Source organism: Reyranella sp., from assembly GCF_965228225.1.
Lineage (GTDB): Bacteria > Pseudomonadota > Alphaproteobacteria > Reyranellales > Reyranellaceae > Reyranella.
Map to the genome: position 1 here is coordinate 1782949 of NZ_OZ245801.1, position 14234 is coordinate 1797182.

The window sequence follows — 14234 nt, forward strand, 5'->3', positions numbered from 1 at the left end:
ATCAACGACCGGCGATCGTACTTACGAAGGAGGCGCCGCTGAGGATCTTCGGCAGCTCCTCGGCCACGGCGTCGATCGCCGCTTCGATCTGCTCCTGCGTATGCTCGGACGTGACGAAGAAGCGAAGTCTGGCCTGGTTCTCAGCAACGCCCGGAAACACCGCCGGCACCACGTTGAACCCGCGTTCCAGCAAGTTCTCGGACAGCATCACCGTCTGCGGCGAACTGCCGATGATGACCGGCACGACCGAAGCGCCGATGCTGAGGCCCGTGTTGAGTCCACGCGCACGCGCTTTCGCCAGCAGGGCCCGGCCGTTGCGTCGGAGTGCGGCCGCTCGCCAGGGTTCGCGCTCCATTACCTCGACAGCCGCTGTCGCGGCGGCCGCCACGGGCGGCGAGAGGCCGACGCTGTAGACGAAACCCGGAGAAGTGTACTTGAGCAATTCGATCAACGCGCGACTTCCAGCGATGTACCCGCCGGCGGCCGCCAGCGTCTTGCTGAGCGTGCCCATCCAGATCTCGACCTCGGTCGGATCGATGCCTTGTTCCTCGGCGACACCCCGCCCCGTAAGTCCGAGCGCGCCGGTCGCATGTGCCTCATCGACCATCAGCCAGGCATCGTACCGGCGCTTCAGTTTGATCAGCCCGGCGAGGTCCGGCACGTCGCCGTCCATGCCGTACAGTCCCTCGACGACGATCAAGGCGCGACGATAGCGCGCACGGTTGAGGCGCAAGGCGCGTTCGAACGCGTCCAGGTCATTGTGCGGGCAGAGGACGCGTTTCGCGCCAGACAGTTTCGCTCCCTCGACGATGCTGTTGTGAATGACCGCATCCGCGACGATGAGGTCTTCCGGTCCCAGCAGCTCGCCGATCACAGACACGTTGGTGCCGTGTCCGCTCACGAAAGCGATGGCGTCTTCCGTGCCGCTCATTCGCGCCAGCGCGGCCTCCAGGTCACGATGGACCTGCCGCTCGCCGGCCGACAGCCGGCTCGCCGACACGGACGTGCCGAAGCAATCGATCGCCGTCTTCGCCGCCGCCGCCACATCAGGATGCCCGTTCAGGCCAAGATAGTCGTAGGAGGAGAAATTCGTGATCTTGCGGCCATCGATCGACGTCGTGTTGCCGGCGCGGCCGTCGTGCAGGCGATAGAAGGGATTCCCAATCCTCGTCAGATCTCCGACGGCCTTCCAGATCTTCAGGATCTCGTACTCGGGCAGGGTGGTGAAATCGAACTCGCGGCGCTCGCTCGTGGCCGGACCGGACGATGGCTTGACCTGCGCGGCGGGAGACTGGCCAAGCGCCTGCCTCACCCGATCGACGGTTTCCTGCGCGCTGCTGGACCGCGGCCGGTTCATAGAGGGCCGTCGATCTGCTTCACTCGTTGCATGACCGCGGTGATCGCGGCGCGCTGCTCCGAGGCGTCGGACGTTGCGGCCTGCTCGGCAAGATGGCTCGACGACAGCGTCGCCAGTGTGCTTGGTACGCCTTCTTGCGGCGTCTCTTCGGTCACGAGCGGTGCGACGCGGCGCGCGACGTCGGCAGGCGTGATGCCGCTGGCCAGAGACATCATCGGCAGTTCGATCTGCAGCGACGCTTCCACCGTCGTGCGTAGTTCGAGCATCATCAGGGAATCCATGCCGATCTCCGCCAGAGGGCGATGTCGGTCGATCTCCTTGGGCGGCAACCGGAGCACTCGCGCGATTTCCTCCACGACGATGTCGAGAAGGGCCGCTGTGGCGTCGTCCGGTGACATCGCGCGCAGCCGTTCAAGTGTAACCGCGGCCTGGCCGGACTGACGGGACACACTTCCTGTGTCGATGGCGTTGAATGTCGGCGCGCGGACCGCGGCGAGTTCTCTCTTTGCCATCCCCCAGTCGATGCGCGCGATGGCGCAGACGTCGACCCGCTGGCGCCCCGCGGCGTCGAAGGCCCAGTCTAGTCCGTTGAGGGCGACGCGCGCCGGCATCAGCGTCGAGGCAAACCGGCGCTTCAGGCTCGCGTTCGCTTCGATGTGGCGGGCGAGATAGCCGGCGTCCTCGATCGCTCCCCAGGCGATCGCGAGCGCCGGAAGCCCTCGCGAGCGAAGGCGTCGCGCGACGCCTTCGACGTAGGCATTGCCGGCCACATAGTTGAACTGGCCAGGGTTGCCGAACAGCGTTGTGGCCGACGAGAAGAGCAGCAGGTAATCGAGGTGCAATCCGCGGGCGATACTTTCGAGATTGAGCGCGCCGCTTGCCTTTGGTTGCACGACGGTCTCGATCGACTCGCGATCGACGCCCTGCATCAACCTGTCGTCGAGAACCATTGCCGCGTGTGTAATTCCTTTGATCGGACGCCGACCGCCGAGCTGCTCGATGAAACGCTCCAGGACATCCGTATCCGTCACGTCGACGGAACCGATTTCGACCGTCACGCCCTGTTCGCGCAGTGTTTCGACCCGGCCGGCAACCGAGTCGGAGAGGTGACCGGACCGGCTGATGAGCGCGATATGGCGGGCCCCCCGACCGACCAGCCATTCGGCGGTGGCGAAGCCGAAGCCGCTGGTACCCCCGATGACGAGGTGCCACCCCTCGGAATCGACCGGGAAGGTGTTGGACGGCACCTCTGCAACGGTGGGTTGGCGCGCCGGCGTCACGACGATCTTTCCGATATGGCCGGCGCGTTGCATCAGCCGAAACGCCTCCGCGGTATGCGCTCCATCGAATACCCGGTGCGGAAGCGGCGAGTATTCGCCCTCGGCGAAGAGGCGGATGACGTCGGCGAACAGCCGCTGGGACAAAGTCCTGTGGGCGCCGATGAGCTGATCGACGTCTACGCCGAAGTAGCTCAGATTGCGGCGCAACGGCCGCAGTCCGAGGTGAGTGTTGGCGTAGAAATCTCGTTTGCCGCGCTCGATGAAACGGCCGAACGGCTTGAGGCAGTCCATGGAGCGGATCATCGCCTCGCCGGCCAGCGAGTTTAGCACCACGTCGACGCCCTTGCCGCCGGTGAAACTCCGCACGTCCTCGGTAAACGCAAGTGTGCGGGAGTTGGACACGAAGTCGGCGCCGAGGCTGCGCAGCAGGGAACGCTTCTCGCCGCTGCCAGCCGTTGCAATGACCGTCGCGCCGCGATGCTTGGCGATCTGCAGGGCCGCCAGCCCGACGGCGCCGGCACCACCATGAATCAGAACGCATTCGTCGGGTTCGAGCCGGGCAAGATGAATCAACGAATAATAGGCGGTTAGGAATGCAACGGGCAGAGTCGTCGCGTCCTCGAATGAGAGTTGACCTGGCAACTTGCTGACGGCGAAGGTCTTGGCGATGAGGTGCGAGGCAAAGGCGCCAGACGCGAAGGCCAGGACACGATCACCGATCGCCAGACCGTCGACATCGGGTCCAGTTCGGACCACCGTTCCCGCGCACTCCATTCCGAGGCCGGGCCCCGCGAACCCGTCCTCCAGCGCCTCTTCCGGCAAGAGGCGGAGGTTCCACATCACGTCACGAAAATTGAGCCCTGTCATCGCGACTTCGATCTCGACCTCACCGGTCCCCGGCGCACGCCGCGGTTCCGGACTCCAGCCGAGGGTACCCCGACCGGAGCCCTGACGCGTCACCAAGCGAAGCGCGATGTCGCTGCCCAGCGGCTCCGGCGGACAAGGTGCGGCCGCTCCTCGCTCGACACGGAAGACGATGCGATCTTCACAGAGGAAGAAAGCTTCCCGCTCATCGTCGGGAGCGAGCATGTCGCTGGCCGCCCGCCTGATGACCCGGTGGCGCGGCTGTCCGGCCATGCCGACGCAGCGAATCTGCAGGCCGGGATATTCGTTGCGGGCAACCCGAAGCGCTGCCATCAGGGCGCACCAAAGCGGCTGCTCGAGGGGAACCACCCCTTCCAGCTGACCGAAATCAACGACGATCCAGAGGCGGGCCGGCGTGTCGGCGAGCCGCCGGCATTGGTCGGCGATGACGTCGAGGTGGTCGGTGAGCGCCGAAACCGGGTCGACGGAGCCATCGTCAGCCGCGATCGCCAGCACGAAATCGGTCGCAGGCGTCTGCTCGTGCCGCGCCGGTTCAGCGACGCGATGGACCAGGAGGGACCGGAGATCGGCCGCTGCGGAACCCTGCCAGGAGAAGACGGCGGGGTCGGTCGCGGAGGAGATCGTGCGTTCTAGGCCGTCGCCCGCGAGACCGCGGATGATGACTCCGATGCGGGGCTCTCCGAAGGCGGGAGTCACAGAGATCCCGCCGTAGCCCGCAGTCTCGAGCTCGTCGATCCACTCCTGGTCGGTCAACAATGCCCCGACGGGGAACTCCGCATTCGCCGACCGCGCCCACCAGCGCCGCCGGCTGCCGCGAACGATGTCCCAGAACGCGCTGGGCGCCAGCTCTCCGGCGATGAGCGCTGCCTCAGGGCGCAACAGTCTCGTAATGACCGCAATGCCATCGTCGCTGCCTGCAGCAACTTCGCTCAGAGCATCGATTGCCACGGCGAGATCGAGGGAGGCGGGACGCAGGGTCTCGAGTTGTGACCAGGTGAGGCAGCGGACGAGGGGAGCGCCGTCGGCGATGGCTGCACGGGCCTGTTCTACACGGTCGTCGTCCAGGTCCGTCAAGATGATCTCGACATTTGCGAAGCGGGCGCTGAGATCGACTGCCGCGGCGAAATGATCGGCACCCACGATCAGCAGGCGCAGCAGCCGGGCGCCGTCGTGGCTCGACAGTGACGCTGCCACATCGTGCATGACGGCTTCGCGCAGCCATCCGATTTGATTGGAGGCCAGGCCGAGATTCCGCCAGTGCGCCGAACTTAGTTCGTTCACGGCTGTCGGATCGCCGCCGCTCAGGCGTTCGATGATGTTCTCCAGGCGCGAGACGCTCGCCGCTTCTGCCGCCATCGTGGGATGGCGCAACAGGAGCGTGCTGACGATGGAATCGATTTCAGGAAGGTCGCATAACGGCGCCAGCGTCCGGGCTCCCTGGAGTTCGACGGCGAGATTCTTCGCCTCGAGATGCCAGATCAGCGCAGACCGCAGCAAAGCGGCCGACGATGCGGATGGAGTCTCCGCATCCGTTGCATCGTCGGATTCGTCCTGCACATTGACGACCGGTCGGCTCCGCAGCGCCGACCAGGTCGCGCGCAGCGTTCCGGCTTCGACCAGAAGCAATGCTTCGGAGAGGGCGGCTGCACCGCCGGCCGGCCGTTCCAGCTCGACGTGGTGGCAGGGGAGCGTCGACGGGGTGCCCGCGCGTTCAAGGCTCCAGGCGGCGGTGTGGTAGCTCAGCGACTTCGGATCGGCGGAGAATTCGGCCGGGGCTTCGACGAGTCGGACATTCTGGGCCGATACAGCGATATTCCCGGCCTCGTCCCACAGGTCGATATCGACGACGATGGAGGTCAGAGATTGCCTGAGCGTGCGTGCGGTGACCCGTGTTGCAATCTTTCCAGACTGGAAGACGCGGACGCAACCGAAGCGGACAGGCAGCATTCGCTTCATCGGCATGTCGGCCACACCTGCTTGCTCAGAAGCAAACAGCGCATGGAAGGCGGCGTCCAAAGCCGTGATGTCGATGATGCGAGTGCCGAGCACCAGCGCATCCGGCCGATCGAGCGTGGCGACGCCGAACTTCCGCTCCGGGAAGACTACGTGTTGCACGCGCTGAAACGATGGACCGTAGCCGAAGCCGAGATCACTGGCCTGAGCGTAGACCCCGCTTTTGGGAACGATGACGGCGTGGACCGGCGTCGGCGGCGGAGCGCTCGCTTTGCCGCTGATGGGCGAGCGGCCGATGATGCCGCGGGCGTTCAGCGTCCAGTCCGCACCGGCTCCTCCGCGCTGACGCGACAGCAATTCGACCATCCCCGTCTCATGCGCCAGCCGGACCGAGATCTCGAAGGAGCTCTTGCCCTCGAAAACGAGCGGCCGAAGGATGTCCAGATCGCGGAGTTCCAGGGCTCCTTCCGGGTAGGTTTCGCGGGCGGCGGCCAGCATCGTTTCCACGTACGCTGTCGCGGGCAGGACCGGGACGTTGCCGACTTGGTGATCGGCGATCCACGGATACAATGCCGGATCGACGGTCGAGTACCATTCGCCGCTGTCCTTGCGGGGGCGACCGCCCAGCAGGGGATGGGCGTGCGGCAGCAGCGCGGTGCTGGCGTCGTCGGTCGTCGGCAGCTTGAAGCGTGTGTGCTGCCACGGATAGAGCGGCAGGACCACCGCGGCTGCCGGGGCCGGACCGAAAAAGCGCTGCATCTCGACCCTACCACCGGCCAGAGCGACCTTCGAAGCCGCCCGTTCGAACGGATCGAAGGTGGATTGCCCATCTCCTTCGATCAGCGTTTCGATCACGATACCCCGCGTTCCTGCCTCTCGGAGCACGTCGCGCACGTAGCTGGCGAGAATGGGCCTGGGGCCCACTTCGAGGAATATGCGCATTCCGTCGTTCAGCAGTTCGTTCAGCGCCGGTTCGAACTGTACCGGCTCGCGGACGTTGCGCCACCAATGGTCCGCGCCGAGCGATTCCGGAGCGACGGTGCCGCCGGTAACGGATGAGAAGAACTTCTTGTGCGGCGGCAACGGTCGAAGTCCCTGCAACTCGCGCAGCAGGGGACCCCGTACCGGGTTGATCAACGCGCTGTGGAACGGATAGTCGAGATCCAGTCGTCGTGCGCTGATCCGCATGTCCGCGGCGGCCTGAACCACGCGGTCGACGTCGGCGATCGTTCCGGAGACCGTGACGCTGCGCCAGCTGTTGATGGCGGCGACCTCGACACTGTGGGCGCCGGCAGCCTTCAGGAAGCGTCGCGCTTCGCGGTCGCTCAGCATCAGTGCGGCCATGCCTCCAGTGCCGCGTACGCCTTCCTGATTGCGGCTACGGGCGATTACGACGTCGATTGCCTGATCGAGGCTGAGAGCACCGGCGCACCAGGCGGCCGCAATCTCGCCGACGCTGTGGCCGAGCGTGGCGCCGGCTACGATGCCCTGCTCCTCGAGCGCGCGTACCGTGGCGATCTGCAGGGCGAGAAGGAGTGGTTGAGAATAGGTCGCCCGCCTCAGGCGCGGTGCCAGATCGTCGGCGAACAGCGTGTCGACGATAGACCAACTCTGGACCTTGGCGAAGCGCGCATCGAGATCCTCGAGGGCATCGCGGAAGACCGGATTGGTCTCCCAGGCATCACGGCCCATGCCTGCCCATTGCGACCCATTGCCGGAAAAAAGGAAGGTGATCGGTAGATCGATCCCCAGCGCCTGTCCGGAAAGCACCGCGGTGGACGTCTCTCCCTTCACGAAGGAGTCGAGATGGTGGCGGACTTCGTCGGTCGTCTCGCCCCGCGTGATGAGGCGGGAGGGCAGCGCGTCGCGCAGATGCGCGCTGGCCGAAATGAAGCCGGCGGCTTCCCGCGGGGTGGCGGGCCAAGCCTCAACATACCGGCTGGCGAGCGCCTTCAGAGCCTCTTCATTGTGCGCCGACAAGATAAGCGGTGGCGGCGGAGTCGTCGCGTTCACTTGGACGAGATGCGCAAGAGGCCTCTCGCTGCGCAGGATGACGTGCGAATTCGTGCCACCGAACCCGAAGGAATTGACCCCGACCAGATGCGGCCCGCGCTGATCGGCCAAGCGGCGATTCTGCGAGACGATCTCGAGATTGAGTTCTTCGATCGGAATGTCGGGATTGGGCGCGCGATGATGCAGGGTCGCAGGAACCAGCCCCTGATCCAGGAGCATTATCGACTTCAAGAGGCCGGCGAGACCCGACACCGGCTCCAAGTGTCCGACATTCGATTTCACCGAGCCTATGGGAAGTGGCCGGGATCGCTTTTGGGCAAGGCCCTTGCCAAGGGCATCGGCCTCGATCGGGTCGCCGACCCGCGTCCCGGTTCCGTGCGCCTCGACGTAGCTCAGGTCGGCAGGGTCGACGCGGAACTCTCCGTAGACGTCCTCGAGAAGCTGGCGTTGCGATTCCGGAGAGGGCAGCGACATGCCGGTCGTGCGCCCGTCCTGGTTGATCCCCGAGCCGACGATCACCGCATGAATGCGGCTGCGGGACTTCAGGGCCGATGACATGGAGCGGAGGACGACGGCGATCGCGCCCTCGGAACGGACATAGCCGTCGGCCGACGCATCGAAGGGGCGGCAGAGTCCGGTCGGGGACAACATCGACGCGCGGGAGAAGCCGACATACGAGAACGGCGAAAGGAGCAGGTTAACACCACCCACGATCGCGGTTTCGATGGCGCCGCTGCGGATCGCCTCCGCCGCGAGATTCAAGGCGACCAGGGAGGACGAGCAGGCTGTATCGACCGCGAGGCTCGGGCCTCGCAGATCGAACGTGTATGAGATCCGGTTGGCCATGATGCTGAGCGAATTGCCCGTCATCATGTGCATTCCGGCGGCGGAGGGGTCGGCGAAGAAGCGTGCGGCGTGGTCCACGGACGAGGCGCCGACGTAGACGCCGACAGGGCTCCCATTCAGGAGGGAAGGTCGGATGCCTGCATGGGCGAGCGCGTCATGGGTAACTTCGAGCAGATGCCGGTGCTGAGGGTCGACCTGCTCAGCCTCCCGCGGACTCATCCCGAACGCGTTGGCGTCGAAGCCCCAAACATCGTCGATTACGCCGGCCGCAAAAGAATAACTGCGCCCGGGCTGATCGGGAGAGGGATGATAGAAAGCCCCGGTCGGAAACCGATCGGCGGTTATTGCAGTTACGCTGCATTTGTTGTGCTGCAAAAGGTTCCAGAAGCCATCGTTGCCGTTCGCGCCCGGCAAGCGACAGGCAAAACCGACAATCGCAACCTCGTCACGCCGCGTCATCGGTAGCCGCTTTCAACAAGTTGTTTCGCTGTAGTCGGTGCTGGGCACATCATGCAAAGAAATCCGTTCTCTCGGCTAAGGTCGGTGGTCTTCGCGATGCAACGTGGCTCACCCGAGTAAGTCGCAATTTTATTGTCTCCAGGGCCGCGGCTGACCGGGGACCGAGATTGTTTCAGGCATCTCTGCAATTACTTATGATAGACCAATTACCCCTCTATGGAGAAGTGCTGCGATGCACAAACGAGTGATCAACGGGTGAGAGCGTCGCCAGGCCTATCGATCGATCTGGCTCGGGACCATGCGTGAAAGCACGTTTGGAATGAGCGGCCACGTCCCGCTGGAGGTTGCAGTCAAAGCGCCCAATGAGCGTCTTGTGCTGACCGCTCTCGACGAGTCGCGGAAGGGCCGATGGCTTCAGCTTCGATATCGCATGACACTCTATGGTTCCGCTGGGCGACCTGTCGTCCGCTTCTGTCAAGACGGTGAAGAAACACAGGAATTCATGTCGGCCGCCCTCTTCGGGGGCGGCGAGTGGATTGGTCGCCTTCCGCGCGGGACTAGCCACATCGAAGTGGCTCCGCCCCCTGGCTTCCCTCCGGCGGGCTTGAGCCTCACGTCCGGGCGGATACTGTCCGATCGTGCGGTGTTGACCTTGGCACGGGGGCGCAATGCCGCACGAGCCGGACTCGCCGCAGCACTCGACACGGTAGGATTCACGACAGCTGCTGATACGCTCTTGAAAGATATTTTTGGCGCTACGCCGATCGATCAGTATCACGAATGGCGCGAGCGCAACCGACGGGAACTGGACCTGGCGGGTTTGGAAAGCCCGCGGGACAACTGGACCGCCGGGCCCCACATCCGGGTCATCCTGCTCGAGGAAGGGGAGAAGGCCGCGAACGCCTTGAGGGCGACCCTTTTCTCGTTGGAACGGCAGGCCTATCCGAACTGGTCGCTTGCCGTCGCTGGTCGGGACCAGATCCTTGAATCCGGTCACCGGCTCGTTCGTGTCGACCGCAATGCCAGGGCCGAGGCATTATGGCGCGGACTGAACCCGTCCGACATTGTTCTGCCGATCTCCGCCGGCGACACGATCTCGGATTATGCCATGGGCGCGCTGGTCGAGTTTGCATCGACGCGGCCGACCCACATGCTCTTCTATGCAGATGAAGACTCGATCGATGCCGGCCGACATGTCGCGCCGGAGCTCAAGCCCGATTGGAGTTCCATCTTCCAACAGGCGAGGTCGTTCGTTGGCCGCGCCCTTTATGTCCGGTGCCGGGCACTCGAATCCCACGGCGGGTTCTCGGTGGCCGAGATGCTCCGGCCTTCGACCTGGGGCGCGCTCTTCGGCGCACAGTCGGGACCGGTCGGGCACATTCGCCGGGTGCTTCTCACCAAGGTGTGGAGGGCAGAAAGAGCCGAGAAGCGAGTTGCGATTGCCAGGCGGACCATGCCGGCCGCGAGCGCAACGCTCATCATTCCGACACGCGACCGGGCGAGACTCATGGCGGCATGCCTTGCGAGCCTCGAGAAGACGACGCCGCGCAGTTTCGACCTTCTGATCGTCGATAATGGCAGCACGGAGTCGTCGACGCGCCGGCTTCTCGGTCGAGCGGCGAAGCAGGCTGGGGTTCGTGTGCTCGACGGGGGAGGGCCCTTCAATTTTTCGGCGCTCTGCAATGAGGCGGCGCGGCATGCCGAGGGGCGTGTCCTGGTTTTCCTGAATAACGATACCGAGGTCTTGCGACCGGATTGGCTCGTCAACCTGGCTGGATGGGCGCTGCAGCCGGAAATCGGCGCAGTCGGCGCCAAGCTCATCTATGCCTCGGGCCGCCTGCAGCATGCCGGGCTGGTGCTCGGTCTTGGAGGCTATGCGGCCCACATCGACATCGGCACTCCCTCCGAATACCCGGGGTATCTCGATCGTTTCACGGTCCCGCGTGAGGTTTCGGCCGTCACAGGGGCATGCCTGGCAGTGGAGAAGAGCAAATTCCAAGCGATCGGCGGTTTCGACGCGGACCGATTTCCGGTCGAACTGGGCGATGTCGATCTCTGCTTGAGATTGGCGGAACGCGGATGGAAGTCGGTTATCACGCCAGACGCCCTGCTGATGCACCGGGAGTCCGCGACACGCGGCAGATCCGATGTTGCCCGGCGCTATGCGGCGGAGCGGCGGCATTTCCGGGAGAGGTGGATGGATTCCATACGCGATGATCCTTTTTTCCATCCGGCACTGTCGCTGACGGCGCGCCGCACGTCTCTCGATCACTAGTTGGATGCGCATTCGGACTCCCTCGCGTTACGAGTCGCCACGGTGGCACGCTGGATGGATTCGCCACTTGTTCGATGCCGCAGTCGAGCGTGTTCATGCGCAGCTTCTGGCGCTGGCCGTCGAGCATGTGGTTCTGGGACGCGTGACCGGCAAAAAAGTCCGGCCATACCTGCTCGGGGCCATGAAGCCACGGCTGGCGGTCCTCGAACGCGGTTTCGATCGCGATTTCTATCTCCGTCAGTTCGAAGACGAGGCGCAGCGGCTGCGCGTGGCCCAGGCGCCCCTGCTTCACTATGCGCTTCTGGGATGGCGGACGCGCCGCGCTCCCGCGCCTGCGTTCGATCCAGCCTTCTATCGGCGCTCCCATCTGCAACGCCCGCGGGGGATGGACCCGCTGCTCCATCACCTTGAAAAGTCCGAGGCCCGGAAATCTCCTCGCAACGAGGTCGAGGCGCGTGCCGACCATGCTGAATGGTGCGAGGGCGCGGAGACCGTGCTTGTCTTTCATCACGGACGCGGCGGCGGCAGCAGCCGATTTCTCGATCTCTACGAGCGGGAGATCGAGAACCGGGGACGAAACGTGCTGCGCGCGCGAACCATCCTCAAGGCTCCGACAGTCGCAGTCGTTGGCGATCGGACGTTCGACCTGTCAGCCGATCTCGGTGCATTGGCCGATTTCGCCCGGCAGCGAAAGGTGAGCCGGTTGCTGGTCAATCATCTCGTCGACCGTCCCCGACAGGCAATGGCTTGGCTGCGGGACCTCGCCGCGCGGCTGGGGGTGCCCTATGAGGTCGTCCTGCACGACTATTTCATGTTGTGTCCGCGGGTCGACCTGGTGACGGGACAGGGCGTTTGTTGTGATGTGGCCCCGCCGGAAGCGTGTGCTCGATGCGTCGCGGACCATGGTGCCGAGGTGCGCGACCTCGATCCCCTGACCTGGCGGCGCGATCACCTGGAGTTTCTGGCGGGCGCCGAGCGCATCATCGCGCCGAGCGATGATCTCGCGACGCGGATGCGGACCCACCTGGCCGCAGAAATCGAGGTCTGGGAGCCGGAGGGCGATTCGGGTTTTCCCCCTGAGCGCGCACCGCGCATTGCGGCGAAAGTGCCCCTGCGGATCGTCACCCTCGGAGCGTTGAACGTCGCCAAGGGCCTGCGTGTTGTGCGCGAACTCGCTCACGTCATGGACCGGACCGGTGCGCCTCTCGAGCTTTCCGTGCTGGGACCCGCGTCTGAACCTCTGCCGGGAAGCGTCACGGTTACCGGCGCCTATCATCCGCACGACCTCGACCGGCTGCTGACCGAAAGTGCGCCTCACATGGTCTTTCTGCCCGCCATCTGGCCAGAATCCTGGTCCTTCGTGCTGACGGCGGCGCTGAAACGAGGATTGCCGGTCGTCGTATTCGACACGGGTGCTCCGGCGGCGCGCCTGCGTCGACTGCGGCGAGGCCATGTGCTGCCGCTGGAGTTGTCGAGGGATCCGGCTGGGCTGCTGGCGGCGCTCCTGCAGATGCGTGCAGGGTGGGTGGAGCCGTGAGCGACGCACGATCGCCCCGGAGTATGAATGATCTGCTGTTCGGCGCGGTGCAGCACGGCGGCGGATTGGCGATGGCAGCCGCACAGGCATTTCCGGTCTGGAAACGCAGGCTATCTGAGCAATATGGCCTTACAACGGGATCGATCGATATCGCGCATTATGAGCGCTCGGCGGGACAATCGTTTTCGTCGTCGGAAGACGCAGCCTTCCACTATTTGGCGAGAGGGTCTGCGCGCGGTTGGTCTCCGCAGCCCGGCTTCTCTCCGGACGAATATCGCAGAGACAATCCGGACACGGTCGTGGCTGGCTACGAACCCTTTGCCCACTGGCTGAGATTCGGCCGAGCCGAGGGAAGGGGTGCGGTGGCGCCGGCCGATCCGCCGATACCCGACATGCGGGTGCTCCTCGAACGCGGGCGGCCCGATGGCGTACACGCCACGGTCGATGTCGTCGTGCCGGTCCATGGGGGGCGGGCCTTGGCGTTGCAGGCGATCGCGAGCGTACTCGAAGCAACGCCGCGCGAGGCCTGTGAACTGGTGGTCGTGGACGACGCTTCGCCGGACCCGCTACTGCGGGCGGAGCTTCAGGCACTCGCGGCAGCCGGTCTGGTCACCTTGCTGGTGAACGCGCGCAACATCGGCTTCGTCGGGTCTGTGAACCGGGGCATAGACCTTCATCCCGACCGCGACGTCGTCCTTCTGAACTCGGACGCACGGGTGTTCGGAAACTGGCTCGATCGGCTGGTGGCGGCGCTGCGGACGCCGCGGACCGCTACGGCTACACCTTTTTCGAACGCGGCGACGATCCTGAGCTATCCCGCAACGCTTTGCGAGAATCGCCTGCCCGCGGATGGCGACGTGGTTCAATGGGATCGCCTGTGCGCCGCCAGCCAGTCACCGCTGGTGGAGATCCCCACCGCTGTCGGATTCTGCATGGCAATAAGGCGCAGCTGTCTCCACCAGATAGGCCCTTTCAACCAGGAGCGGTTCGGCCGTGGCTATGGCGAAGAGAATGACTTCTGTCTCCGGGCGACGGCCGCAGGATGGCGTCACGTCGCCGTGCCGGGCCTGTTCGTCTGGCATCGTGGCGGGACCTCGTTCGGGAATCAGCGCCGTGAACTCATCGCGGCGGCCCAGGTCACGATCGAGGCGCTTCATCCGGGCTACGCGGCCGCTGTCGGGCGTTTCATCCAGGAGGACCCGCTCGAGCCGGCGAGGAGGGCGCTCGATATCGCGCGCATCCGCGGCGATCGCCGTCCCAAGCGGCTGCGCTTGGGGGCGACGGGGATACCAGGGACAACGGATGCAATCGACATCGATCTGGTAGCGGACCTGCCGCCTTACGCGGGACAGTTCCGGCTGGTGGCAAAAGGGATCGGCCCAACGCCGAATTTGCCCCGATGCCGACCTTCCATGTCATCCCCTGAGTTGGCGGGGCTGTTCGAGCAACTCGGCATTCAGGAGTTTTCCGAGGGGCGGGCTCGAGCAGCGAGCGGGGCGTGGGGCGGACGAATTCGCCGTGCAATGGAATTGATCGGCGCGGCCTGAAGGAGTCGGGAACGGTCTGACTGTTGCGCGGCTGCCACACTTGGGGAGAGAGGGACTTGCTGGCGATGCTGTGACCTCAGTC

5 protein-coding genes are annotated in these 14234 nt (G+C 64.9%); 3 read left to right on the top strand and 2 right to left on the bottom strand.

Annotation, left to right across the window (positions count from 1 at the left end; translation table 11 throughout):
- Position 1 precedes the first annotated feature (1 nt).
- Both ACO07K_RS08565 and ACO07K_RS08570 read right to left on the bottom strand, forming a co-directional pair.
- The gene (locus ACO07K_RS08565) at positions 2-1312 is read right to left on the bottom strand and encodes an aminotransferase class I/II-fold pyridoxal phosphate-dependent enzyme (protein WP_422035495.1); all 1311 of its coding nucleotides are present in this window, start codon (positions 1310-1312) and stop codon (positions 2-4) included.
- A 41-nt stretch (positions 1313-1353) separates the two neighbouring features.
- Entirely contained in the window at positions 1354-8793 is a 7440-nt protein-coding gene (locus ACO07K_RS08570) for an SDR family NAD(P)-dependent oxidoreductase (RefSeq protein ID WP_422035497.1), read from the bottom strand.
- Positions 8794-9112: 319 nt separating this feature from the next.
- Here ACO07K_RS08570 and ACO07K_RS08575 point away from each other — a divergent pair, with 319 nt between their 5' ends.
- The 3 genes from ACO07K_RS08575 (at position 9113) to ACO07K_RS08585 (ending at position 14152) form a co-directional block, all read left to right on the top strand.
- A complete protein-coding gene (locus tag ACO07K_RS08575) occupies positions 9113-11068 on the top strand; it encodes a glycosyltransferase family 2 protein (RefSeq protein ID WP_422035498.1) in 1956 nt (651 codons plus the stop codon).
- A gap of 67 nt (positions 11069-11135) precedes the next feature.
- Entirely contained in the window at positions 11136-12605 is a 1470-nt protein-coding gene (locus ACO07K_RS08580; protein WP_422035499.1) for a hypothetical protein, read from the top strand.
- Between the two features lie 23 nt (positions 12606-12628).
- A complete protein-coding gene (locus tag ACO07K_RS08585; RefSeq protein ID WP_422035501.1) occupies positions 12629-14152 on the top strand; it encodes a glycosyltransferase family 2 protein in 1524 nt (507 codons plus the stop codon).
- Positions 14153-14234: the final 82 nt, after the last annotated feature.

Bases quoted from the DNA above. Each gene is read 5' to 3' on its own strand.
- ACO07K_RS08570 (WP_422035497.1), bottom strand. From the start codon at position 8,793: ATGACGCGGCGTGACGAGGTTGCGATTGTCGGTTTTGCCTGTCGCTTG.
- ACO07K_RS08585 (WP_422035501.1), top strand. From the start codon at position 12,629: ATGAATGATCTGCTGTTCGGCGCGGTGCAGCACGGCGGCGGATTGGCG.
- ACO07K_RS08575 (WP_422035498.1), top strand. From the start codon at position 9,113: ATGAGCGGCCACGTCCCGCTGGAGGTTGCAGTCAAAGCGCCCAATGAG.